Origin of the sequence: Proteiniphilum sp. UBA5463 (assembly GCF_002427225.1) — a bacterium.
Classification (GTDB): domain Bacteria; phylum Bacteroidota; class Bacteroidia; order Bacteroidales; family Dysgonomonadaceae; genus Proteiniphilum; species Proteiniphilum propionicum.
This window is the reverse complement of the sequence record NZ_DIQL01000056.1, coordinates 135,665-162,222: the sequence shown is the minus strand read 5'-3', so window position 1 is coordinate 162,222 and position 26,558 is coordinate 135,665. Positions and strand designations below refer to the sequence as shown.

Annotated in this window: 19 protein-coding genes and 1 tRNA gene; 9 read left to right on the top strand and 11 right to left on the bottom strand. The window is 40.6% G+C overall.

Going from position 1 to position 26,558, the window contains the following annotated elements; all coding sequences use genetic code 11:
- Positions 1 to 124 precede the first annotated feature (124 nt).
- The 3 genes from B3B27_RS10330 (at position 125) to B3B27_RS10320 (ending at position 3,105) form a co-directional block, all read left to right on the top strand.
- The gene (locus tag B3B27_RS10330; RefSeq protein ID WP_238866802.1) at positions 125 to 1,576 is read left to right on the top strand and encodes a TrkH family potassium uptake protein; all 1,452 of its coding nucleotides are present in this window, start codon (positions 125 to 127) and stop codon (positions 1,574 to 1,576) included.
- 63 nt (positions 1,577 to 1,639) lie between these two features.
- Positions 1,640 to 2,932, top strand: a complete 1,293-nt coding sequence (gene tyrS / locus B3B27_RS10325; protein WP_238866804.1) for a tyrosine--tRNA ligase — start codon at positions 1,640 to 1,642, stop codon at positions 2,930 to 2,932.
- Positions 2,933 to 3,034: 102 nt separating this feature from the next.
- A tRNA-Gln gene (locus B3B27_RS10320) sits at positions 3,035 to 3,105 on the top strand.
- A 135-nt stretch (positions 3,106 to 3,240) separates the two neighbouring features.
- On the opposite strand, the gene B3B27_RS10315 is transcribed toward B3B27_RS10320, so the two are convergent.
- Positions 3,241 to 4,428 (bottom strand): MFS transporter, encoded by a 1,188-nt coding sequence (locus B3B27_RS10315; protein WP_286847384.1) that lies wholly within the window; start codon positions 4,426 to 4,428, stop codon positions 3,241 to 3,243.
- Positions 4,429 to 4,628: 200 nt separating this feature from the next.
- Here B3B27_RS10315 and B3B27_RS10310 point away from each other — a divergent pair, with 200 nt between their 5' ends.
- On the top strand, positions 4,629 to 4,835 hold the full coding sequence (locus B3B27_RS10310; RefSeq protein ID WP_238866820.1) for a hypothetical protein: 207 nt from the start codon (positions 4,629 to 4,631) through the stop codon (positions 4,833 to 4,835).
- A 97-nt stretch (positions 4,836 to 4,932) separates the two neighbouring features.
- Here B3B27_RS10310 and B3B27_RS10305 read toward each other — a convergent pair whose 3' ends face one another.
- The 5 genes from B3B27_RS10305 to B3B27_RS10285 all read right to left on the bottom strand — a co-directional run bounded on the left by B3B27_RS10305 (position 4,933) and on the right by B3B27_RS10285 (position 10,643).
- Positions 4,933 to 5,826, bottom strand: coding sequence for a sugar phosphate isomerase/epimerase family protein (locus tag B3B27_RS10305; protein WP_238866822.1), 894 nt, complete (start codon positions 5,824 to 5,826; stop codon positions 4,933 to 4,935).
- A gap of 66 nt (positions 5,827 to 5,892) precedes the next feature.
- A complete protein-coding gene (locus tag B3B27_RS10300; RefSeq protein WP_286847383.1) occupies positions 5,893 to 6,669 on the bottom strand; it encodes a 3-keto-disaccharide hydrolase in 777 nt (258 codons plus the stop codon).
- Positions 6,670 to 6,771: 102 nt separating this feature from the next.
- Complete coding sequence (locus B3B27_RS10295; protein ID WP_238866824.1) at positions 6,772 to 8,241, bottom strand: Gfo/Idh/MocA family protein; 1,470 nt, start codon at positions 8,239 to 8,241, stop codon at positions 6,772 to 6,774.
- 41 nt (positions 8,242 to 8,282) lie between these two features.
- On the bottom strand, positions 8,283 to 9,953 hold the full coding sequence (locus B3B27_RS10290) for a Gfo/Idh/MocA family protein (RefSeq protein ID WP_407681770.1): 1,671 nt from the start codon (positions 9,951 to 9,953) through the stop codon (positions 8,283 to 8,285).
- Between the two features lie 210 nt (positions 9,954 to 10,163).
- A complete protein-coding gene (locus tag B3B27_RS10285) occupies positions 10,164 to 10,643 on the bottom strand; it encodes a DoxX family membrane protein (protein ID WP_238866826.1) in 480 nt (159 codons plus the stop codon).
- 644 nt (positions 10,644 to 11,287) lie between these two features.
- Here B3B27_RS10285 and B3B27_RS10280 point away from each other — a divergent pair.
- Positions 11,288 to 12,943, top strand: a complete 1,656-nt coding sequence (locus tag B3B27_RS10280) for an AMP-binding protein (protein ID WP_286847381.1) — start codon at positions 11,288 to 11,290, stop codon at positions 12,941 to 12,943.
- A gap of 122 nt (positions 12,944 to 13,065) precedes the next feature.
- Here B3B27_RS10280 and carB read toward each other — a convergent pair whose 3' ends face one another.
- The gene (gene carB, locus B3B27_RS10275) at positions 13,066 to 16,278 is read right to left on the bottom strand and encodes a carbamoyl-phosphate synthase (glutamine-hydrolyzing) large subunit (RefSeq protein ID WP_238866830.1); all 3,213 of its coding nucleotides are present in this window, start codon (positions 16,276 to 16,278) and stop codon (positions 13,066 to 13,068) included.
- 60 nt (positions 16,279 to 16,338) lie between these two features.
- A complete protein-coding gene (locus B3B27_RS10270; protein ID WP_238866832.1) occupies positions 16,339 to 16,791 on the bottom strand; it encodes a carbamoyl-phosphate synthase domain-containing protein in 453 nt (150 codons plus the stop codon).
- A gap of 746 nt (positions 16,792 to 17,537) precedes the next feature.
- Here B3B27_RS10270 and B3B27_RS10265 point away from each other — a divergent pair.
- The 4 genes from B3B27_RS10265 (at position 17,538) to B3B27_RS10250 (ending at position 23,162) form a co-directional block, all read left to right on the top strand.
- Positions 17,538 to 19,772: a glycosyltransferase family 4 protein gene (locus B3B27_RS10265; RefSeq protein ID WP_286847379.1), complete on the top strand. Its 2,235-nt coding sequence runs from the start codon at positions 17,538 to 17,540 to the stop codon at positions 19,770 to 19,772.
- Positions 19,769 to 21,214, top strand: coding sequence for a glycoside hydrolase family 130 protein (locus B3B27_RS10260; RefSeq protein ID WP_286845854.1), 1,446 nt, complete (start codon positions 19,769 to 19,771; stop codon positions 21,212 to 21,214). The genes B3B27_RS10265 and B3B27_RS10260 overlap by 4 nt, the downstream gene beginning before the upstream one ends.
- Entirely contained in the window at positions 21,211 to 22,224 is a 1,014-nt protein-coding gene (locus B3B27_RS10255) for a glycosyltransferase family 4 protein (RefSeq protein ID WP_286844510.1), read from the top strand. Before B3B27_RS10260 ends, B3B27_RS10255 begins: the two co-directional genes overlap by 4 nt.
- A gap of 236 nt (positions 22,225 to 22,460) precedes the next feature.
- Positions 22,461 to 23,162 carry an SIMPL domain-containing protein gene (locus B3B27_RS10250; RefSeq protein ID WP_238866840.1) on the top strand — a complete coding sequence of 234 codons (702 nt, stop codon included), beginning with the start codon at positions 22,461 to 22,463 and terminating at the stop codon, positions 23,160 to 23,162.
- Between the two features lie 60 nt (positions 23,163 to 23,222).
- On the opposite strand, the gene B3B27_RS10245 is transcribed toward B3B27_RS10250, so the two are convergent.
- From B3B27_RS10245 to B3B27_RS10235, 3 genes are all read right to left on the bottom strand, one after another.
- A complete protein-coding gene (locus tag B3B27_RS10245; protein ID WP_238866842.1) occupies positions 23,223 to 23,915 on the bottom strand; it encodes an NUDIX hydrolase in 693 nt (230 codons plus the stop codon).
- 104 nt (positions 23,916 to 24,019) lie between these two features.
- Positions 24,020 to 25,168 (bottom strand): galactokinase, encoded by a 1,149-nt coding sequence (gene galK / locus B3B27_RS10240; protein WP_286832554.1) that lies wholly within the window; start codon positions 25,166 to 25,168, stop codon positions 24,020 to 24,022.
- A gap of 62 nt (positions 25,169 to 25,230) precedes the next feature.
- The gene (locus B3B27_RS10235) at positions 25,231 to 26,514 is read right to left on the bottom strand and encodes an MFS transporter (protein WP_238866846.1); all 1,284 of its coding nucleotides are present in this window, start codon (positions 26,512 to 26,514) and stop codon (positions 25,231 to 25,233) included.
- Positions 26,515 to 26,558: the final 44 nt, after the last annotated feature.

Here is a 26,558-nt window from a genome sequence, read left to right as displayed (position 1 = left end):
CGATTAATTTTACAGCCTGATTGAGGTTGATTAAAGTATTGTAATTAGAAGCCGCTCAAAATTGCAAATAATCAGGAAGATATTTTGGCTTCTCCTGAAAAACTGAAAATTTAACATAAGATTTATGATACGGACAAGGGCTGTAATAAAATATTTAGGTTTCATTTTACTATTCAATTCGCTGTTTCTCTTCATTGCCGCTACAATTTCCTATGCATATAAAGAAGACTCCTTTAATGCTCTGTTATTCAGTGGCGTTTTTTGTGCCGCATCGGGAATCTTACCACAGCTTTTTATCAAAAAGATTGATGAGATTGTGTTTCATGAGGGATTGGCAATAAGTGTTCTGGGATGGATAATTACCTGTTTTGCCGGTATGATTCCGTACTGTTTTTGGGGAGGGGAGTTCACACTTGCAAATGCGCTGTTTGAAAGTGTATCCGGCTACACTACAACAGGAGCAAGCACTTTGAGTAATGTGGAAGCATTGCCTAAAGGGTTGCTTTTCTGGCGGGCATCCACCTCTTTCATTGGGGGAGTAGGAATTATCCTGTTTGTATTATTGATCCTTCCAGAAAAGAAAGGTGTTATATCCAGCTTTTATCGTTCAGAGGTATCAGATCTCTCCAGAATGAGTTTCAGAATAAGATCTAAGCATATTACCCGCATAGTTGTTTCGGTCTATTTAAGTCTTATTATCACTCAAATAATTCTTTTGAAATTATTTGGCATGAGTCTTTTCGATGCTGTCTGCCACTCATTCTCCACGGTTGCCACATCGGGATTCTCTACAAAAAACTTAAGTATAGCTTCATACAACAACTTGGGAATTGAGATTGTTACAATGTTTTTCATGCTGGTAAGCAGTATGCATTTTGGATTGATCTATGCTACTTTGACAAGGAAAAAACTCAATATATTCACTTCCCATCCAACACAAATGTATATGCTCGTTATATTAATCGGGATTATATTGATAACACTTCAACTCACCCATGAGAAAATATTTGGATTTTGGGACTCCTTACGGCATGCAGCTTTTCAGGTGATCTCACTAACTAGTACTACAGGCCTGGTTACAGCTGATACTTCAGTTTGGCCTATTTTCTCAATCATCATATTATGCTATTTCTCTATTCAGTGTGGTATGGTAGGTTCTACCGCAGGAGGGATTAAATTCGACAGGGTTTACCTCTTCTTCTCCTCTGTAAAAAAACAGTTAAAACTAATTCTTCACCCAGAAGGAGTTTACGCCGTGAGAATGAACAAGATAGTCATTGTGCACGATCTGGAACTGCAAATCATGGTGTTCATTATATTCTATATCCTTACTTTTTCAATTACCACTCTCATACTCTCTTTCATGGGGATAGACGGAATGACATCTTTTTCAGCATCAATTGCCACTATAGGCAACGTTGGGCCGGGCTTTGGAGAGGTAGGGTCGGTCAGTAACTACGGACATCTGCCCAATGCTGCTAAATATGTTCTTTCTGCAAATATGTTTCTCGGTCGACTTGAAATAATGAATGTGTTTGCTCTGTTTTTAATGTTGGTTAAGAAAAAGGAAAGGTAAAGAGCGGATAAATTATTATCTTTGCATAATTTTTTGAATTCGATAAACAGACATACAAAGATTATGAATTTTGTGGAAGAGCTCCGATGGCGCGGCATGATACAAGATATGATGCCAGGCACGGAAGAACAGTTACAAAAAGAGCAGACCGCAGGGTATCTTGGAATAGACCCCACAGCCGATTCACTGCATATAGGTCACCTGGTGGGTGTGATGATGCTAAAGCACTTGCAACGAGCCGGGCACAAGCCTATTGCTTTAATTGGCGGTGCCACAGGAATGATTGGCGACCCATCAATGAAGTCAGCAGAGAGAAAACTGCTCGATGAAGATACGCTTCGACATAATCAGGAAGCAATAAAAAAACAATTATCCAAATTTCTTGACTTCGAGAGCGATATTCCCAATAGAGCTGTGCTGGTAAATAATTACGATTGGATGAAAGATTACACTTTTCTCGCTTTCATACGTGACATCGGCAAACATATCACGGTAAACTATATGATGGCGAAAGACTCAGTAAAAAAACGTATCAGCGGCGAAGCGGGTGAAGGGATGTCGTTTACCGAATTCTCATATCAGCTGCTTCAGGGATATGATTATCTTTATCTTTTCCGGGAGATGGGGTGCCGGCTCCAACTGGGCGGATCTGACCAATGGGGAAATATTACAACCGGCACAGAACTCATTCGTCGTGTGGATAGCGGCGACGCATTCGGACTGGTATGCCCTCTCATAACAAAAGCTGACGGTGGAAAATTCGGAAAAACAGAAAATGGTAACGTATGGCTCGACCGCCGCTATACATCACCTTATAAATTTTACCAGTTCTGGATGAATGTGAGCGATGAGGATGCTGAAAAGTATATTAAAATATTTACCTCACTGTCGAGAGAAGAGATCGATGGATTAGTTTTGGAACAGAAATCATCACCTCACCTGCGTCCTTTGCAAAAGCGGCTGGCTGAAGAGCTGACAGTGATGGTGCACTCTCGTGAAGACTATGAGATGGCTTTTAACGCATCAGAGATCCTATTTGGCAAGTCCACCTCTCAGGCTCTGCGCTCTATTGATGAAGAGACTTTTCTTCAGGTATTTGAAGGAGTACCACAATTCTCAATCTCTCGCGGTAAACTAAACGAAGGAATAAGGGCGGTTGATCTTCTTACTGATGAAGCCAGCGTATTTCCTTCAAAGAGTGAGATGCGTAAGACAGTACAGTCTGGCGGAGTAATGATAAACAAAGAGAAGCTTGAAGCCTTTGATGAAGTAATCGGCGTTTCACATCTTATTGGAAATAAATATTTACTTGCACAGCGAGGAAAAAAGAATTATTTTCTACTTATTGCCGAATAGTATACAAAACAGGACTATCTAATGTAAAATCAGATCAAAATATTTGGAACGTTAAAATTAATATTATACTTTTGCACTGCTTTTCACGAAGCACATAAGGATTGTCCCATGGTGTAATGGTAGCACATCTGATTTTGGTTCAGCCAGTCTAGGTTCGAATCCTGGTGGGACAACAACAAAAACGCTATTACTCTGACAAAATAGATTAATAGCGTTTTTATTTTCCTAATATGCGAAACTCATATTTTTTGTTCTACTTTTATGCATAAAAGTAACTCCGAAAAACATCGGAATCGGTGCCTTAAAAATCAAGCCTTTTTATTGACAAACAGGAACATTATCATTAGAGCTGCAGCAATAAGCGACATAACACTCCCAAAGTAGAAAGGAGCACCTGGGCTTACACGGTCGTAAAGATACCCGGCTATAACACTTGCCGGCAACAACATTATTCCGAGCACAGCGTGATATAATCCGTAACCGGTTCCTTTCATCTCATTGGGTATCAGGTCGGAAACTAATGCTTTCTGGCAGGTATCGGTAAGGGCGCTGTATACACCGTACATACCAAACATGGCAATATACACCAGAATCTGACTGGATGCACCAAACATAAAATATACAAACGAATAGACAATAAATCCAGCCGTAATGAGCTTCGCTCGCCCAATTTTATCTGATAGTTTTCCGAAAGGAATCGCCAAAAGAACAGAGACTGTATTGAAAAGCATGTATATTAGTGGTACCAATGACGGACTAATTCCTGTCTCACTGGTCCTTACGATTAAGAGTGAATCGGTAGAATTACCTAGTGTAAAAACAGCAACAATAATAAGAAAGAAAGAATAATTCCTTGGTAATTGCTTCAGTGATATCTTACTTACGGTAAAACTCTTCTGTGATTTGGCCTCTTTCAAAAAAAAGATGATTGTTAGAACACCAATCACAGCTGGTACCGTAGCTACCCAAAAGATGATTTTATATTGAAGAACTGGATTATCCTTAGGCAGGAAAAAAAGTATTCCCGATGCCATTAGAGGACCAACAATAGCACCACTATTATCCATGGCTTTATGAAAACCGAAGCTTTTGCCGGTCTCTCCATTATTAACCGATCCAGATATAAGACTGTCACGCGGTGCAGTACGTATCCCCTTACCTACCCTTTCCAAAAACCGGTATGCCAGCACCTGCATTGGATGAACTACATATGCGTACAAAGGGGTTATTAATGCAGTAATAGTATAACCAATAAACATAAAAGGTTTGTTCTTCCCTATTTTATCACTCCAGAAGCCAGAAACGGCTTTCAACAAGGAGGCAGTACTTTCTGCAATTCCCTCAATAAGCGATATTTGTATTTTTGATGCACCAATAGACATGAGAAAAAGAGGCATTACACTATACACCATTTTAGATGATGTATCTGTAAAAAAGCTTGTCAATCCGGTATAAAAGACGTTTTTCTCTAACCCAAAATAGCGCTTGAGTTTCATCTGTAAATCTGTTTATAACGACAAATTTAGTGTTTTTCACGACAAGAAAAAACAAAAGTGTAAATCCTCTTGCGTTATCGGCAAGTGGTTTTGCTGTCGAAATCACTCACGGAGCATGGTTGACTGATGCTTTACTGAGGTATTACTATTCCTTCTTTATCGAGAGTTTGTAACCCACACCATAAATACTTTTTAATTTTATGGATGGAAAATTCTTTAATATTTTTTTTATACGGGAAATGGACGTATCCAGCGTGTTTTTCAAATGTGAACCGTCATCATTCAAGGAAGCGTTCTGGTTTCCGCTGGCGGCGGGAACGATTGGCGGGTTGGCAATGTCGATTGTGGGGATATTTGTGTTTTTGCCGTTGATGACGGTGAGAAGAGAAAACTATAAAAAAAGATAAAATGTAAAGGCCCACTTCGATGAATACTTCCAACAAAAAAATCCCCGGCATATATTACATATACCAGGGGATAGTTAAACTCAATAAGATAGGTTTGTTATTTCGAATAACTCTCTTTTACAAAAGCTGCATTATTCAAAAAATCATAACTCTCCTTCACTCCTTCGAAAGGGGTTCCTGTATATCTTTCCACTTCCACAATCATATATTTTGCGCCCGATTTCTCTGCATTGTTGAAGATATTCTCAAAGTTCACTTTTCCACTTTTACCTAATTCGGTCTCATCTTTTACATGCAATTGTTCGAAGCGCCCGGGGAAGCTGTTGAAATAATCTACCGGGTCTTTACCGCCCTCACACACCCAGTAAACATCCATCTGGAAAAACACTTTGGAGGGATCGGTATTGTTCAACATATAGTCGTACATTAATTGACCTTCTATTTCGTTGAACTCAAAACTGTGGTTATGATAGCCTAAACGAAGACCTGCAGCATTACATTTCTCACCTATCTGGTTATAATAATCACAATATACCTGAAGGTCGGATAGCGTTTCAGGGGTGGTCATCCAGGGAATGACAATGTATTTCATTCCTGCTTCCTTGTGAGCCTGAATAGCAGTATCCCACCAAGCCCAGGTCTCATCCCAGTTTGTTTCACCCGGTTTTTCGGCTAAAGGTCTTGAAGCATGTGAAGACAGTACTTCCATGCCTGCATCTTCGATCGATTTCTTAAAATCGACAGGAGACATTCCATAAAACTGTCCGTCATTATATCCTGCTGCCTCTACTCCGGTATATCCTATTTCTGCGACTTTTGCAATGGTACCAGCGTAATCAGCCTTGATATCATCTCGTACTGAATATAGTTGAAGGTAAATCTCTTTTTTGGCTGATGCCTCCTCTTTCTGTTGTTTTCCCTGGTTGCATGCAGAGAAAAAAAACAAACCGCTTAATAATGCGGTACTTAACAAAATTGAACGTTTTTTCATTGTATAAGTTGTTTAAAAAAAGGATGTTCCCGTTTCAGATGAGAATATCCTTTCCCTTTGTTTAAATTAATCCAATATTTTAATTTTTATATTTCTGTACCATACATCATCGCCGTGATCCTGTAAGCCTATATAACCTTCCTGATTTTCACCTCCTGCATTCAGGAAGTCAGGCCAGTTTTTGAATTTGCTCCCGGCAACCATTTCTTTCCATGAGTCTGTCCACAGGTGATATTCTACAACATTTTCACCATTCTGAGTATGAATAACGGTTCCTTTATACACCATAATGCCACCTGTATTCCATTCACCTGCAGGTTTTGAATTCTGTGGTACTGCAGGCACCAGATCATACAAAGAAGCAGATTGGCGATTTCCGTCTTTTCCTAACTTGGCATCGGGATGTTTTGCATTATCAAGAATCTGATACTCGGGTGCCGATTCGTAAATTTGTTTTCCTTCCAGCTCCTGAGCCAGATAGAACACACCACTATTTCCACCTTCAGATACTTTCCATTCGAAGGTAAGCTCGAAGTTTTTAAATTTCTGGTCATAAATGATGTCTCCACCATCTTTTGCACCGGCTTCACCCATTCCCGATCCGTTTATCTTGATTGCACCATCTTCAATGGTCCAGGCCGAAGGCATATCGGCACGGTTATAACCACGCCATCCTGTAAAATCTGTACCGTTGAAAAGTGTAATCCATCCTTCACCGGCTGCAGTCATCTCAACACAGTCTGTTGCATCGGCTGTCTTAGATTGTTTGCTTGTGTTGGAACATGACATAAAAATCATTCCTGAAATAATAATTAGACTAAATACATTTAAAACATTTTTCATAACTATTTTCTTTTTAATTAAACTGAAATTTAATTTTTTAAATACAGGGAACAACGACGAAAGAATCAGTCGTTGTCCCTTCTAACCATCAAAAGTGTAATATTATGGCATATCAGGCAATTTCCATCCATTCTGATAGGAGTGCTTGATCATCTCATTTGCATATTCAATAGCATTTACCGGTTCTGTCCAAGTTTTGTTGAATGTCGGGTGTCCGTCGGTGATCTTAAATCCATCTTCAATAATGGTTTTGATAACAGCATCAGCAGGTATATTGGTGAATTGCATGTTTTCACCATCCCAGTGAAGCTCCTGGTTTAATCCTTGCAGTCTTACAGCAAGAACACCCATCACAACCATCTCATTGAAAGGGCCAGCTTCAGAGAAAGGAGACGCAGTTTCAACACGATTTGCAGGAGATTCCTTACAAGCACGTACCCAGTCCATTTCATGCGACAAGGTAACCTCGCGCTGTGTTTTGGGCGAGTTGGGTTTGCGACCGGATACCAGCCACGGGTTAACACCATAACAACCGCATATAAGCGTATCTTTAGATCCGTAGAAGATCACACCCCCACCCTGATCGTTCAGGTTCTTACCCGCAGGAACACCTTCTGGACGCATTGGTTGTAAACCACCATCGTACCAGGTAACCTCAACTTCGGGCATGGCAACTTTAGGCAAGTTGTCGCGTTCAGGGAATACATATTTAACCATTTGAGCGTTGGGAGCACAATCTGTCAGCAACATTGTAGAAGAGCCCTGCACCTTGGTAGGATAGCCCAGATTTAATCCTTTAAACACCGGATGTAAAATATGACAAGCCATATCACCTAATGCGCCGGTACCGAAATCCCACCATCCGCGCCAGTTCCATGGATGATAGATATTATTGAACGGACGTTTTTTTGCCGGTCCTATAAAAAGGTCCCAATTCAGTGTAGATGGAATCTTATCAGCCTGTTTAGGTGTCATCAAACCTTGCGGCCATATAGGCCTGTCAGTAAAAGCTTCAACTTTTCTCACTTCACCTATCTGACCATCTCTTATCCAGTCTATAACCTGGCGTACTCCGGGAGCTGAAGATCCCTGATTACCCATGCTTGTTGCTACTTTGTACTTTGCTGCAAGATTTGTTAACAAACGTGATTCATATACACTGTGAGTAAGTGGTTTCTGAACATACACATGTTTACCCATTGTCATAGCATCAGCGGCAATCATTGCGTGCGTATGGTCAGCCGTAGCTACAACAACAGCATCGATGCTCTTACCCAGTTCATCGTACATTTTTCTGTAATCGTAATACTTCTTAGCTTTCGGGTACTTATCAAACACACGCTGGCTGTACTTCCAGTCCACATCACAAAGTCCGATAATATTCTCGCTTTCAAGCCTGCTAAGGTTGGCGTTCCCCATTCCGCCAATACCTACTCCGGCAATATTCAGTTTATCACTTGGTGCAGTTTGTCCTACACTTTTCCCAAGTACCGATGAAGGTACAACGGTTAGTCCGGCAGCAGCTATTGCTCCGGTTTCTAAAAATTTTCTTCTTGTAATTTTTGATGACATAAGTACTTTTTTTGGTTATTACTTGATATTAATTATAGTTTTTATCCTCTTGTTATCTCTTCTTTTTCTTTATTCCAGTACATGGTTCGGCCTTCGAGATAGGCACGTGTTCCCATATGAGCCGTAATTGCCTCTTCAAAGCCCTGATCGATACCGCAGGAAGGTTGCTTTCCGTTTCTGATGCAGTCCAGCCACTCTTTAAGGTGCAGAAAGGTAGTGTTATATCGCTTTCCACTTATAAATGAGAAGAGCAACCCGCGTTCTGCAAAATATTTTTCGGTAGCAGTTGACACAGCATCAACACTCTGTCCGGGTATATATGAGTAAAATGGTTCACCGGGCTTTATGATTCCCTTGTCTATTTTATCACTATACTGCTCAGACCTGGGGTCTACGGTAACGGTAAGAGTGTTTCCAACCTCCATGGTAGCATCATGGCCCATGATCTTACGGCTGCGATTAAACTGGTTGGCCAGTGTTGCTGAGTAGAGCATTGTCAGGTCCCTGTCTTTGTATTCGAATACCGTTTGCAATACATCCGGTACGGTTCGTCCGTCCTTAAAGAAATAGACACCTCCCGAAGAGCTTGCAGACGAAGGTATACCCAGATTAAGTATCTGGTTCATTGCGTCATACTCATGTGTTAAAAGATCTCCACTCAAACCTGTACTGTAATCCCACCAACAGCGCCATCGGAAAAATCTTTCAAGACTGAACTTTTCGCGGGGCTCTGGCCCTACATATTTTAGTAATCCTGCCGAAGTCATGTAATCCATGTACTCTTTTATACGGCCGGTATCTCCTTCAAATTGTTTCCAGTCAATATTTTTAGATGTAGCCTGTTCATGTATGGGGTATACCCATGCGCCATTAGGATCATTCCTGTTTGTACCGGTCTCTATCAAAGAAACTTTGCCCAACAACCCTTTTTCAATGATCTGCCGTGCCCTCTCGTAGGCTTCAATCTGCCTGTTCTGGTGTCCTAACTGAAATACTAGCTGAGGGTTACTTTTCACAATCGAGCGGAGCTTGTAGGTCTCTGGTACGGTCCAGGTCATTGGCTTTTCAAGATAAACATGTTTGCCCGCCATTATGGCGTCCATAGCCATGGTACCATGCCAGTGATCGGGTGATGCAATTACTACAGCATCAACATCCGGTGCAGACAACAGTTCCTTATAATTAAGGTATCGCTTCGGTTCCGGGCCATGCTTCCCGTTCACCCCTTCCCTGTGTATATTTGCTCCTGCCTTTATAGCATCATTACCATAGACATCAAAAATATCACAAACAGCAGTAATTTCAACACGCAAGTCCTCCTGTTCCATAAAATCACGGTAACGAGTATTGTCAGAGTCTGCTTTTGCCTGCTTAATAAGGTCTTCAACATAGCCGGGAGTAGCAAATCCCAGAGCTTGCATCAGCTGAGCACCTCTGATGCCGAAACCGACAATACCTATTTTAATAACCGGGGCATCGGATGGTATGGAAGCATAGGGTGCTACATCACTCTTGAATCGAAAAATCTCAGAAGCATTTCTGTTTTTGTTTTCAATCTGTTTTTTTTTGTACACTCCGTATGCCATCGCCCCTAATACCGGGACAGAGGCCATCGCCTTGAGTACATCACGGCGCCCTTGAGATACTTCTTTGCCTGATGATTTTTCCCCTTCTCCATTATTGTTATTATATATCTTTTTATCTTCGTCCATTAGATTAAAAATATTGATTTTCACATGTATAGCTTGAACACGATTTAATCATCTGCTTGATTTAAATTAAATATCATGCTCGTCTCATACAAAATTGAAATAACAAAAAATCAGTTTTTTACATTAAGATATATTTTAGAAAGCTATTTCTATTTCAGAATTTAGTATATCGCAAAAGTACCCGATAAAGCAAATGAACTGACTCTGCTTTCACTTTTTCCGGCGAAACAACAAACTGTCAAAACCAATTATTTTTGATGTTGGAAAAAGCATCAGTACCACTACTGCAGATATTATAATAAGATTTTTTTCTATCCACAAATAAGATCCTCCAGCAGGCAATATATATTCTGCATTTAATAATGGAGGATGTGAAAGATAGTACAGAGTCAGAAAAAAAACAGCACCGTAATATCCAATATTTGAAAAAAGGCCCAATATCAACAGTAAGCCAATAAGAGTTAATCCCCATATATTTATAAAATTTGCGACAGACAGTAATATGTTATTTCCGGCAATATACATAAAAACAGGTGCAAAAACCCCTTGCGAGTCCATCATATAGCCATATGCAGACCAGTTTGGAGTGAATACCTTTGCCAGTCCCTCATACAAAAAATACCAACCTATTAAAATACGCAGCACAAACAGTGAGTATAATTGTAATTTGCTATAATGTATTGATTGCATTTTTTTACGGCTTAAAAGATTGTCATCTTGCTTTTTTATGAAGCAAAATGCACCCGTAAAAGTAAGACAAATAATTTTGAAAATGAAATTTTATTGTTTTATTATCACAATCATGCAAGACAAATTGTCAATATTGATGCTTTTCGACTGTTTTTACTGACAATGCTATATAAAAAACGTCATAATAAATTCGGATTTCTTTTATCACTTTATTCATCTTTCACTTATGTTTTGATTAGAGCTGAAAACAGTTTCGGGAAAGTTGTAAATTTGTTCATTCGTTTTTTTTTATCTACTTTTATGGTCTAAAAGTCTTGAAATATTAGTCACGGTAGCTGGCAATTCACTGCTCCCGGCAGATTATTTTCAATAAATAATCACTTTATCACTGTATTTACAGAGATAAGCAAGTTATTTATAAACAATTGAAATTACGAATTGAAATAAACAATACACACGATAAATTGTTTTTTAATTTGTAAAGAGGTATGATTGTCCGGTTTTTTCGAAAATTACTTACAATTTACTGATTATTGAATTGATTTGTACTTCGCATCGTGCAGTTGTCAATCGGTTTATTGCGTGAGTATTGGGTATATATTTGCCAGATTATTAAAGAGATGTAAAAAATAAAAAACAGAATAATGACCCAAAACACTTTTTTAGGCTCAATTGAGCAAAGTATTCGAAATCATTGGAATATGCCGGCCATGACCGATTTTAATGGCAAAACCTTTTATTACAAAGACTTTGCCCTTGAAATAGATCGGCTGCACGACTTTTTTAAATCTGCTGGGATAGAACGTGGGGACAAAATCTCGGTGTGTGGTAGAAACTCCGCCAACTGGGCTATAGTCTTTTTTGCAACTCTCTCTTATGGCGCTGTCTCGGTAAGCATACTTCATGAATTCGATAAAGAGAGCGTACAGTTCATAGTGAATCATTCCGATTCAAAAATGTTTTTCGTGGATGAGAATATCTGGGGCGAAGTTGACGAAACCACCATCCCCAAAGTGGAAACTGTTTTCTCTCTCGACAATTTCTCACTCATAAAAACTGCCTCAAAAGAATTTGAAGTGTTTGTGCAGAATGCACCTGCATTTTTCGAAAAAAAGTATGAGAAGGGTTTCTTTGTCAACGATATCTCTTTCCGTACCGATAAACCGGAGGAACTGGCTGTCATCAACTACACTTCGGGAACAACAAGTAGCCCTAAAGGTGTGATGATACCCTACCGTAGCCTGTGGTCGAATACTAAATTTGCCAACGACAATCTGGAGTTTATTTTTTCGGGCGACAATATTGTATGTATGTTACCAATGGCACATACGTATGGACTGGCTTTTGAAGTTCTCAATTCCATATCAATGGGTTGCCACATCCATTTTCTGGGGAAAACCCCTTCTCCGAAAATACTGCTCGAAACATTCGCGAAAGTTAAACCAAAGCTGATTCTTGCCGTTCCACTCATAATAGAGAAAATTGTTACCAGAAACGTTTTACCCAAGCTGAAACATGGAGCTGCCGGGACACTAGTTAAAATACCGCTGCTAAACTACATAGTGCATGCGAAGGTACGAAAATTGATGATGGCATTTTTCGGCGGGAACCTGGTAGAGGTTGTTATTGGTGGTGCTGCACTCAACTCAGACGTGGAGAAGTTTCTCCGGAAAATCAGATTCCCATACACCGTTGGGTATGGTATGACTGAATGCGGTCCACTTATCTCCTACTCCTTCTGGACTGAGTTCAAAGAGCGTTCATGTGGAAAAGTTGTGGACAGAATGCAGGTGAGAATTGACTCCGAAGATCCACATAACGTTGTTGGAGAGATTCTAACAAAGGGTGCAAATGTTATGCTGGGATATTATAAAAATGAAGAGGCAACAAAGAAGTCGTTCACAAAAGACGGATGGCTAAAGACTGGTGACCTGGGTACTCTGGACAAAGACAATTACGTCTTTATCAGGGGACGAAATAAAAACATGATACTGGGACCTTCGGGGCAAAATATCTATCCCGAAGAGATTGAAGAAAAAATTAACGCTTATACCTATGTTAGCGAGTCACTAGTGATTGAAGAAAATGAAAAACTTATTGCTCTTATTGTACCCGACAAAGATACATTACAGGAACATGGAGTTAATGAACCTAAAATAATACCCTTCTTAGAGCAACTGATAAACGAGGTTAATAGCAAACTGCCATCATACAGCAGGATAACCTCCATCCGCATTCAGGAAGAGGAGTTTGAGAAGACACCCAAACGAAGTATAAAGCGATTTAAATATCAGAAGTAAATAATCAGTGAGATCATTCAAAATAGGAATATAAAAAAAGAGGGTGTCATAATGTGACTTTACCCTCTTCTTTTTTGGTAGATGTATCAATGTCTCTCTTTCACTTTATCAAACGGCCGTGGTCAATACTCATCCCAGCTCTTTATCTCAATATCTTCAAGATCCTTCTTGCAGAAAGCGGTGATAAAAGCGCTAGCAAGCCTGGCGTTAGTAATGAGAGGAATATTGTAATCCACTGCAGCACGGCGAATAATGTAACCGTTTGTCAGCTCCCTGCGAGTTACGTTTTTGGGAATATTAATAATCAAGTCGAATTGTTTTTCTGAAATCATTTTCTTGATGTTATTATCACCATCTTCATCAGGCCAGTTGACATCGGTCGCCATAATGCCGTTATCTTCCAGAAACTTCTGCGTACCGTGGCTGGCATAGAGATCATACCCTCGCTCTCCAAGCAGCTTGCATGCCTCAAGCAGATCAACTTTAGACTTCATCTCACCCGAAGAGATAAGAATTCCCTTTTTAGGTATTCTGTACCCAACAGAGAGCATCGACTTAAGGATTGCCTCTGAAAAATCATCTCCTATACAGCCTACTTCACCGGTGGAAGCCATATCCACACCAAGCACCGGATCGGCATTCTGCAGGCGAGAGAATGAGAACTGCGATGCTTTAACTCCAATATATTCCAGATCAAACACCGAGCTGTCGGGTTTGGTATAGGGAGCATCCAGCATGATGCGGGTTGCTGTCTCTATAAAATTGTGTTTAAGGACCTTAGATACAAACGGGAATGAACGCGATGCTCTCAGATTGCACTCTATTACTTTTATATCGTTATTTTTGGCGAGATACTGAATATTAAAAGGGCCACTGATATTAAGCTCTCTGGCAATCTGCTTCGATATCTTCTTAACGCGTCGCATGGTCTCAAAATAGATTTTTTGAGCAGGAAAAACAAGAGTGGCATCGCCTGAGTGAACACCTGCAAACTCCACATGTTCAGAGATAGCATATTCAACCACCTCACCCTCTCTGGCCACAGCATCAAACTCAATCTCCTTGGCATTTTGCATAAAGCAGGAGACAACTACGGGATATTCTTTCGATACGTTTGAAGCCATCTTCAAGAAGGTGTGCATCTGCTCCTTGTCATAACACACATTCATTGCAGCGCCTGAGAGCACGTAAGAGGGACGGATAAGCACCGGGAAACCCACCTCATCAATAAATAAATCAATCTCTTCAAAGCTGCTCATCTCTTTCCATCGCGGCTGATCAATACGCAGCTCATCGAGCATAGCAGAGAACTTATGGCGATTTTCTGCCCGGTCTATGGAGAGTGGTGAAGTACCCAGGACAGGTACGTTTTGCCTGTGCAGCTTCATAGCTAAGTTGTTAGGAATCTGCCCCCCTACAGAGACAATCACCCCTTTAGGATGCTCAATATCTATAACATCCATAACACGTTCAAACGTAAGCTCATCGAAATAGAGCCTGTCGCACATATCATAATCGGTTGATACCGTTTCAGGATTGTAGTTTATCATCACCGATGCATAACCCAGATCACGGGCTGTTTGCACGGCGTTGACCGAACACCAGTCGAATTCCACTGACGAACCAATTCTATACGCACCTGATCCCAGAACTATAACAGCCTCCTTATCCTCTTTCACCGTGTGGCGACTATCACCTCTACCATAGGTGAAGTAGAGATAATTTGTTTTGTCTGGATGCTCCGAAGCAACGGTATTGATTCGTTGCACAGATGGTACAACCTGCAATTTTTTCCTGTGATTGCGCACCCTGATTAAATCATTTTCGAGGGTTCCCTGAGGATCTTCCACAAAACGGGCAATCTGGAAATCGGAAAAGCCAAGACGTTTTGCCTCTCTAAGTACATTTTCCGGTAGCTCTTCTATCTTATTGTATGCAGAGAGTACCTTTGAATAGTTGTATATATTCTCCAGCTTCTCCAGGAACCAGCGATCTATCTTTGTCAGTTCCTCAATTTTTTCTACACTATACCCTTTATCCAACGCATCAGCGATGGCGAAGATACGCATATCGGTAGGTTTGTATAGTGCCTCTTCCACATCATCGAAAGTCATCTCCCTGTTTCCCACAAAACCGTGCATTCCCTGCCCGATCATTCGTAGCCCTTTCTGGATAATTTCTTCAAACGATTTGCCAATAGACATTATCTCTCCAACCGACTTCATGGAAGAACCAATCTCGTGACTCACACCATAGAACTTATTAAGGTCCCAACGAGGTATCTTCACAATCATATAATCTACCTCGGGTGCCACGTAAGCAGAATTTGGCGTTCCCATTTCACCTATCTGGTCCAGTGAATAGCCCAAGGCCAGCTTGGTAGCCACAAAAGCCAGAGGATACCCCGATGCTTTGGAGGCTAGAGCAGACGAACGGCTCAGGCGAGCATTGATCTCTATTATTCGATAGTCGTTTGTTTCGGCATTAAATGCATACTGTATGTTGCACTCACCCACAATCCCAATATGTTTAACTACCCTCCGGGCAACATCCTCAAGCAAGGCTACCTGTTTTTTGGCAAGGGTGATGATGGGGGCCACCACAATACTTTCGCCGGTGTGGATACCCAGCGGATCAAAATTCTCCATAGGCACAACGGTAAAACAGTGGCCTTTCTTGTCACGTATAACCTCAAACTCAATCTCTTTCCAACCTTTGAGGCTCTCTTCCACAAGTATCTGATCTGAAAAAGAGAGGGCACTTTTGCAAAGTTCGATAAACTCCTCTTCGTTTTCGCAAATACCTGACCCTTGCCCTCCCAAGGCGTAAGCCGATCGAACCATAATGGGAAAACCAATTTCACGGGCAGCTAGCAGTGCATCGTCAATACTCTCCACAGCATGTGAGTGGGGAGTCTTTGCTTCAATCTCATTCAACTTTTTCACAAAGAGATCACGATCCTCAGTAATCATAATAGCATCGACCGAAGTGCCCAGCACGCGAACCCCATATTTTTCAAGCGTACCGTTCAGGTACAATTCCGTTCCGCAGTTCAGCGCTGTCTGTCCGCCAAAAGCCAGTAGTATGCCATCTGGCTGTTCCTTGCAAATTACTTTCTCCACAAAATAGGGCGTAATGGGCAGGAAGTAAACTGTATCGGCTACTCCTTCAGAGGTTTGTATGGTTGCGATATTGGGGTTGATCAACACTGTTTCTATTCCCTCTTCACGCATTGCTTTCAATGCCTGCGAGCCGGAGTAATCGAACTCCCCTGCCTGTCCGATCTTCAGGGCACCGGAACCCAGTAAAATAACTTTCTTGATTGATTTATCCATTTATATTTACTTATATATATTGCTTAGTGTATTACTAAAATATTTAAAATATAGTTCTTATTAATTGTACCCTCTCCAATGTTTTACAGCTATAATCTGGTTGCCGGCTTTACTGAGTGACCTAACAAAAGCATTCGTCAAACAGTTATTGGCAGAAAGCTGAGTATCATTAATAATTCGGTAGCCTGAAAATCCCATTTCACTACTCAAATGCGAATACTCTCTGGAGTAGCACATTAGGATAAGGGGAGCCAAATGTAGATATCCGGGCCCAAAAAAATCGGAAATCACGTCTGTTTCGCTGTGCGCGGGAACTTCGTTATTTCCGATTATGTGATATATGAGTGTTAATATTTGGCCTTTACCAGAGGGATCCGTCAGGCTTTCCCGGTACCCTGTAGCAGCTGTATTGAAAATCACCTCTCCCGATGCTGCCTCTCGGGCTCCAAACGACCATCCGTGAAAAGCCGTACCGCTTACAAGGATCAATCGCACCGGTCTTTCTCTCTGCATAGTGCGTACATTGTTATTTCGAGTTGATATATTATGATATTAGAATGCAAAGATAGAAAAAAAATCTGAGAACATTACAACTGATAAACCGCAACTTTGAATAAATAATTACTTTAACAATACGGTAAATATATTATTAAAATTTACTTGTTAACAGATTACAGCTAAATGCACGACTTCCAATGTTTTGTAACCTGTTTCATATGATGGGTACTCTAAAATAGATATATAAGTCTCATATTTAGCTGCATGAGAAAGTAATAAACGCATGTGTTACGATGACAAGTAGATGGATAAGTAGAGTATTTTTATTAGGCGTACAGATCTTTTTCATTTGCTTTTTTCAAAATTTTTGCTTATATTCAGGGTGGAGAAAGCATGCTAAATATTATGTAAACCACTACTAATCAGTAAGTAATAAACATTGTTGCGTATTTCAGGAAAGATTTAGCAATTCTCATACAGGTTTCGTATGTTTATTTTTCGGAATATGCTGAAAATCTTTACGGATTGAGGCATGAGTATGCTCGAAAATTCAAAATATCAAAAAATAATTATTTATAACGCATTGAATATCAATATCTGTTTTGACACGGTTGGAGTGAAAAAACTTTTCGGAGGTAACTCAGATATAAAGTAATTCAATTATCGTATGAGTTCCGGTTGAAGCTTAAACATTTAATGTATTAAGATATGCATAGCATGGATATATACGAAAGTCAGTTAAAGTAATTTTTAGTTTAAATATGAATAAGATTGCAATAATTGGGAATTATCCTCCCCGTAAATGTGGAATAGCCACATTTACAAAGGATTTAAATGAAGGGATGAAGAAAAAAGCCGTATCAACAGCTGTGGTGGCTATGAATGATGGATTAAACCGATATAATTATCCTGATGATGTGGTTTTTGAAATTGATCAAAATGTAATGCCACTATATATTAATGCAGCTGAATATCTGAACTCCAATAATTTTGATGCTGTAATACTTCAGCATGAGTTTGGAATTTTCGGTGGAAAAGACGGCAGCCATATCATCCAATTGCTTAAACGGTTGCGAATGCCGGTGATCACAACCCTGCATACAATAATTGATGATCCAACAAATAACCAGCGACTGGTAATAAATGAGCTGGCACGCCTTTCTCATAAACTTGTAAGTATTTCTAAAAAAGGAATAGAACTGCTCACAAAAATATATGGTATCCCCGAATCGAAATGCATACATATACACCATGGGGTTCACAATATTGGAAGTGAGAATACTTTAGGTTTGAAAAAGAAACTTGGTGTAGAAAACAAAAAGATAATACTGACTTTTGGCTTGCTATCAAAAAACAAATCTATTGAGGTGGTAATCAATGCACTTCCTGAAGTTATAAAAAAACATCCGGAAGTGGTTTATATTGTTCTGGGGGCAACACATCCACATGTGGTTAAAAACGAAGGTGAAGACTACCGCCACATGCTTTTTCGCCTTGTCAACAGGTTGAATCTGGAGAAGAACATATTGTTTATAAACCGTTTCGTAAGCAATAAAGAACTGTTCAACTATCTTAAGATGTGCGATATTTACGTGATACCGTATATGGGTGAAAAACAGATCTCTTCAGGCACTCTGATCTATACAATGGGTGCTGCCAAACCAATAATATCCACACCCTTCTGGTACGCTAAAGAGATGCTGGCTGACAACAGAGGGGTACTGTTTAACTTTAAAGATTCCGACCAGCTTAGTGAAAAAATAATTGAACTTCTGGATAATGAGAAGAAGAGCAAAACAATTGCTATGAATGCCTTTGCTCTTGCCAAGGAATGTTACTGGCCTAAAATAGGCAAACAGTACTATGACCTGGCGGCAAGAATGATATCGGGAAAAGATATTATTAAACCGGGTATTGAACAAACCACTGAAAGTGAAGTGAAATATGCTGTTCCACCAATTAATCTGGGGCAATTACGTGTTCTTACAGATGATACAGGCATTTTACAGCATGCAAAATTCAACGTACCCGATAGAAACCATGGCTATTGCACCGATGATAACGCAAGGGCATTGATGTTGACAGTGATGCTGCAAAACGAGGTACAAGATACAGATGAGGTGAACAGGCTGGCCAGCATATATTTGTCATTTATCGATTATGCATATAATCCCGAAAACGGAAAATTCCGGAATTTTATGAACTACGAAAGACAATGGCTCGAAGATGAAGGATCTGAGGACAGCACAGGAAGAGCCATTTGGGCACTTGGGTTCACAGCAGCCCACACCAATGTAAGCAACTTCAACCATCATTCCAACCATTTGTTTAAGAGAGGCATTAAGGCGGTTAAGCAGATGACGCATCCCCGGGCAATGGCTTACGCTATCCTTGGGCTGGTGAATCACGCAAAAATGTATGGTGAGGCAACAGTGATAAATCAATTGAAAGAAACAGCTAAAAAGCTTTACTCTTTCTTCGATACAACCATCGATCACGAATGGCTTTGGTTTGACAAAAGAGTTACTTATGGAAACAGCAGAATCCCCCAGGCAATGATTTATGCTGGGATGTACTTAAATGATACCGGTTTAGCAAAGAGAGGCTTAAAAATTTTAGACTGGCTTATTGATAAACAGTTTATAGGTGGGTCATTCTCACCTATCGGCAATAATGGCTGGCTCACCCCGGAAGGGAAAGCACAGTTTGATCAGCAACCTCTGGAGGCAAAGGGCATGATTAATGCGTGCCTTCAAGCAGAAGAGTACACAAATAACGGCAGCTATGGCGAATATGCAGTTAAAGCATTTGAATGGTTTACCGGTGAAAACGACCTTAACATGCCTGTGTATGATTTTGCTACCGGCGGGTGTCGCGACGGACTTCATCACGAAGGAGTGAACCTTAACCAGGGAGCTGAATCAACCTTATCGTGGCTGATATCACTTATGGATATTTCATTTTATTTACGTAACAAAAATAATTTACAGATATGATAAATATAAACCGGCTGCCTATAAAAATTTTGCCATCTTCCAGGCGTACGCTTGTTAGGCCATTTATCCCAAGTAGCGAATCACAAGTGGAACATATACTTTTTAGGATATTCTCTACTCCCTTAGATGAGAAAAAACGTGTACTCGACGGCATTTATGAACGGATTGAAGTGCCTTTGGATACAACACAGGATATTTTTCTGAAAAATTTCGATCACATAAAGCACCGTATTCCAAGCAACCTGAAAATGACTGATGAGAAGAAGCGGCATATCGGTGCTTTTTTCACTCAGCAGTATGCCCTGGAATCTACTGCGCTGTTTAACCCTTCCATTGTGCCACATCCTGTGCAAGATAAAGAGGGTGCAATACGTTTTATTCTCAGCTTACGCGCTATTGGAGAAGGGCATATTTCATCAATCACCTTCATGGAGGGAGTGATTGATTCAGATTATAACATCACTCTTGCTGATAATTCTCCGGTAATTTACGAGCCTGATCGTACAGAACATCATTACCATAAAGATTTGTTTTTAAAAAAAGCATACGACCTGGGCATCCTTACAAGTATAAACATGCCTCTGTTTGATTTATTGTCAGAACAGTTTTCTTTTGAGGATTTAACTAAAGCCATTAATATAACCGTAAGGGGAAACACAATGAGCAATAAGGAGGAGCTCGAGGTCTCCATGAACAGCATAAAATCGTTGGCACTGTCGAATTTCACACTAAATTTTTCGACTGATAACATCACCGAACGTGCAATTTATCCGGCATCGCCCTCTCAGAGTAACGGATTGGAGGATGCCCGTTTTGTGCGGTTCGTGCGTGAAGACAACAGCGTGGTTTACTACGCCACCTTTACTGCTTATAACGGAAAGTCCATCATGCCGGAGATGCTTGAGACAAAAGACTTCAAGGAGTTCAGAATATCCACTCTTAGCGGCCGGGCTGTGAAGAACAAAGGGATGGCCCTTTTCCCCCGTAAGATAGATGGAAACTATATGATGCTTGGACGTCAGGACAATGAATCTCTATATATTATGAAATCTGAAAACCTACACTTCTGGTATGACTATGAGCCTTTACTGAAACCAACTTACGACTGGGAGCTGATTCAGATAGGGAACTGCGGTTCTCCTATTGAAATTGAAGAAGGCTGGCTGGTGATAACACACGGAGTGGGACCGGTGAGAACATATTCATTGGGTGCAGTGCTTCTCGATAAAGATGATCCCAGGCAGGTAATCGGGCGACTGAAAGAACCGCTGCTTACACCGGCCAAAAAAGAGAGCACAGGCTATGTTCCAAATGTTATTTACACCTGTGGAGCTATGGTTGTGAACCGTACATTGATACTGCCATATGCCATCGGCGATATGGTAACAACCTTTGCTACGATAAGTGTAGATGAATTAATTGAGGAGATGGAACGAGAATGAAAATTGCAATGCTTTCACCCATAGCCTGGCGAACGCCCCCTGTTCATTACGGGCCCTGGGAACTTGTTACTTCTTTGCTTACAGAAGAGTTGGTAAAAAAAGGGATAGATGTAACTCTTTTTGCCACTGCCAATTCAATAACAGAAGCAAAGCTTAGATCAGTATGTCAAAGGGGGTACGAGGAGGATAAGAGCATAGATCCAAAGGTGTGGGAATGTCTTCACATATCGGAATGCTTTGAACATGCAGGGGAATTTGATATTATTCACAACCAGTTCGATTTTTTACCGTTAACTTATTCGGGATTGACAGATACACCCTTAATTACCACTATACACGGTTTCTCATCGCCTCGCATTATGCCGGTGTACAAAAAATACAACCGCAAAACACACTATGTTTCCATAAGCAATGCCGACCGTTCGCCCCTGCTGGACTATATTGCCACCGTTTATCATGGCATTGATACGGGTAATTTTACCTTCAATCCTAATCCGACAGGCGACTATCTGCTATATTACGGGAGGGTCCATCACGACAAGGGAACTAAAGAGGCGGTAGAGATTGCCCTGGCACTTGATATGCGGCTGATTATCGCCGGTATTATTCAGGATCAGTTGTATTTCGACACTTATGTTAAGCCTTTTCTAAAAGAGGGCAAAATTGAATATATAGGCAGCGTGGGCGCTGACAGGCGTGACGGGTTACTGGGAAATGCGCGACTGCTCTTGCATCCTATCAATTTTAATGAACCATTTGGCCTATCCATTGTGGAGGCTATGGCATGCGGAACACCTGTAGTAGCATTCAACAAAGGGAGCATGCCTGAGCTGATAACCGATGGGAAAAACGGCTATCTTGCAGAGAACTCAGAAGATGCCATTGAGAAGATCAGGAAGGTGGATAAAATCAGCCGGCAATCTTGTAGAGAGGTTGTGGAAAAGCATTTCACCAAGGAGGTCATGGCTCAGAGCTATATAAAAGTGTATGAAAATATTTTGAATAAATAATTTTACTGTTACCCGGCTCTTTTCTTTTACGCTTCTTCTGTTCTCGTTATCCGTTTCCGGATTTACAAACTCGCCTAATGTCAATAAAGGGAGCAAGTGAAGTAAACAATAGGTTTTTTAAAACTATTTATCCGTTTAGTTGTTAAACATATAATAAAAACATGAAACGTGCGGGCATAATCATTCTCACTTAACAGTTATAGTGAGGTGCAAGTTCCGTAAAAAAACTTATAAAAATGAAAAACTGGAGGATAGAATCATTGATTATTGCGGTGGGACTGACATTAATAGGTGTCATGATTAATACCGGTATCAGTAATTTTAAAAACAGAGACCGTGTAGTAACGGTAAAGGGACTTGCCGAGATGGAGGTCCCTGCAGATAAGGTTGTTTGGCCTTTGATGTACAAAGATTTAGGTAATGATTTATTAACGCTCTACAACAATATTCAAACGAAGAACAAAACCATTGTGGAGTTTTTACAGGCAAACGACATATCAAGCGAAGAGATAAGCGTTGCTCCTCCTGAAATAATTGATATGGAGGCAGAACGTTACTCCGCACAAACACCTCAATACCGGTACAATGCTACATCGGTAATCACCGTTACTTCCAAAGATGTGGAGAAAATAAGGAAACTAATCTCAGAGCAAACCGAACTGCTGAAGCAGGGTGTTGCCATTACGGGTGGCGATTACCGCTATAGCACCATCTACGAGTTCACTGGGTTGAATGATATTAAACCTCAAATGATAGAGGAGGCTACCAAAAACGCACGGCTTGCCGCCGAAAAATTCGCCATCGACTCCGGAAGCAAGCTCGGTAAGATACGCGATGCTTCACAGGGGCAGTTCTCCATTACCGATAGGGATGCCAACACGCCATACATTAAAAATATAAGGGTAGTAACCACGGTAAACTACTACCTGAAAAATTAAAACGAACCAGCAACAGTCTGCAATATTTAGACCTAATAAATAACTAAGATTGCATATCGCTTACAAAGAGAAGCGTTTTCCAGTTTTAAGATAACTCTCATATTTGTTTTGGTTGAATCTGTAATAAAAGGCTCCTCTGCGAGAGTTTTCCTTGTCTTTTATCTCCAGTTTATCCAACAGGTTCATCGAGCTGAGTTTCTTCCTAAAGTTACGTTTATCCACAGGCATTTGATAAATAGCTTCATAAAGATCCTGCAAAGCAGGAAGTGTAAACTTGTTATTAAAGAAGCGAAACATTAGAGGTTGCGTCGAAACTTTATACTGAAGAAGCTTTAGAGCATCGTTTACCATTAGGTTGTGGTCGAAAATAAGTTGCGGTAGTCTATTTATGTTTGTCCATTTGGCATCAAACTTTCGTGCCTGTGAGGTATTGAAATTTTCCGTTGGCACCAGTGCATAAAAGGCTACAGAAATAACCCGTCCCCCCGTATCACGGTCTATCTCTCCGTAAGCCTTTACCTGCTCCATGTAAATGTTTTTCTGTTTAGTGTACCGGTATAACACTTTTTCAGCTGCCTTATACAGGCTTTCATCTGCTTCCATAAAACCTCCCATAAGAGACCATTTATTTTTTAAAGGTTCAACAGGCCGCCGGGTAAGCAGTACGTGAAGATCTTTTTTGCTAAAACCAAAAATAATGCAATCCACTGCGATCAAAAATTGATCATTATTTTTGTAATATGTCTGTAACATAGTAATTATAAGGTAATTATAAGGTAGTTAAAACGGTTAAAAAAACACAGAAGAGGGATACTGTCGTATCCCTACTTCTCTATCATGGTTTGTGTTTACAGAGCTTAAAGTTTGCGTGCACCGTCGCTTATTACCACGTCGTACACCTTCGGCTCATGGCCAAAGCGCGCCTTAAATTTTTCTTTGGCATCGGCTACAAAACTGTCATGTAACTCATCTTTAACAAGGTTGATGGTACAACCTCCAAACCCTCCACCCATAACACGTGAACCGGTAACCCCATGTTCACGTGCAATATCGTTCAAAAAATCGAGCTCATCGCAACTCACTTCGTACAACTTGCTCATACCATGATGAGTCTCATACATTTTCTCACCCACGGTTTTATAGTCGCCCCGTTCAAGGGCATCGCTCACATCTCTTACGCGTTGAGTCTCCTCAATAACATATTGTGCACGCATAAAGTCCTCTTCTGAGATCTCATTCTTCACCTCCAGGAGCATCTCCATTGTTGCATCACGCAAAAATTCCACTTCAGGATGGCGTTTAGCAATGGTTCTTGCTGCGTGTTCACACGATTCGCGACGTTTATTATATGCTGATGATGCCAACTCATGCTTTACCACCGTATCAAGCAGTACCAGCTTATAACCCTGGGGATCGAATGGGAAGTATTCATATTCCATTGTTTTTGTATCGAGGCGTATCAGATGTCCTTCCTTTCCGAATAGAGAGGCAAACTGATCCATGATACCGCATTTTACTCCTACATAGTTGTGCTCGGTACTCTGTCCCACACGGGCCAGTTCGAACTTGTCGATACCCAGTTTAAGCATATCATTCAGCGCAAAAGCATAGGTGCTTTCCAATGCAGCGGAAGAAGACATACCTGCGCCCAGTGGTACATCGCCCGAAAATACTGTATCGAAGGCTTTAATTGTACCTCCTCTTTTAATTATCTCACGGCATACGCCAAAAATATACTTCGCCCACCCCTCTTTAGGGAGATCCTCCTCGTTGAGCCCAAATTCGGAACTTTCGTCAAGATCAATTGCATAAGCTTTCACCTTATCGGCCCCGTTAAACCTGATGGCAGCAATCATCCCTTTGTCAATTGCTCCCGGAAAAACGAAACTACCATTATAGTCGGTATGCTCCCCGATTAGGTTTACACGCCCCGGGGAGGTATATACCTCAGGTGCTTCAGCACCGAATTTTTCATGAAAAATTTTAACTATTTGTTCTTTTGTCATTATTGTCTGATTAATAAATATGAATCACGTAAGAATAAGTTCTGTAAAGAGTACTTTTTGTCTTACTCCTCATGGTTTACAGGAATATTCTTGTTAACATTTTTTGATCCGGCAAGTGCATAATATAACAAAAATGCCATACCTGCGATCACAAGCCAGTAACTACTTAGAAAGCCAGCTTTATCGGAAATTAATCCCTGCAGATATGGAAGTATTCCACCACCGCAAACCATTACCATGAATATTCCGGATGCCATTTCAGTATATTTACCCAATCCTTCCACAGCAAGGTTAAAGATGCTTCCCCACATGATGGAAGTGCACAAACCGCCTAAAACAAGGAAGAAAACTTTAATAGGCACAACAGCACCGAATAAATTAATCGAAAGTGCTGCAGGAATAAAGATAGCTGTCAATATTAACAAGATACCCAATGATGATGTAAAGCTAAGCATGGACTTGCTTGATACTTTAGCACCAACCGAAGCACCTATTAAACGACCGGCAAGCATCAGCAACCAGTATAACCCAACAATTGAGCCTGCAACTCCTGCAGCTATGCCAAGGCCACCACCTTCAGCACCTGTTGTCATATAAAGGTTAGCAATGTTGGGAATACCCACTTCAACACCCACATATATGAATATTGCGATAATACCCAGAACGAAGTGACGGAACGACAATGCACTGTGCTTGTCTTTTACTTTTTCTTTTTTAGGCTGGTTACGTGTTATCTCCAAACGTGGTTCGGGAATATTAACTGCCAAAATAACAATAAAAGCAAAGGCAAAAATACCCATTGCAAGAAACAATGCAGGATTGGCATCACTAATAGCAGCCCGTGCCACATCACCCATCAGGTAACCCACAAGTATGGGAACGATAGTTGCTCCAATGGAGTTGATTGCACCACCGAACTGAATCAACTGGTTTCCTTTATTTCCACCACCGCCTAAAGTGTTAAGCATAGGGTTGACCACGGTATTCAGCATACACATTGAGAAACCTGAGATAAAAGCACCTGTCAGATATACACCAAAACTAGCCACAGTTCCTGAAAGGAAGGTAATTGTCACTCCAATAAAACCAATAGCTACAGCCATCAGGGCAGTGAATTTATATCCTTTTCTTTCAAGGATTAATCCAGCCGGGATTCCCATAAAAGCATAGGCGATAAAGTTTGCCAGATTTCCAAGTTGAGACATGGCATTGCTTGCGCCGAACTGGTTTTTCACAATAACTCCCATCGGATTCTGCAAACCGGTAACGAAGGAGATCATAAAAAACAACATGAACATTACCGCGATAGGCAATGCGTAATTCTTTTTCTGAGTTGTCGTATTCATACTTTTTTATTGTTTAATAATTTCAATTATAGAATAATTTTACT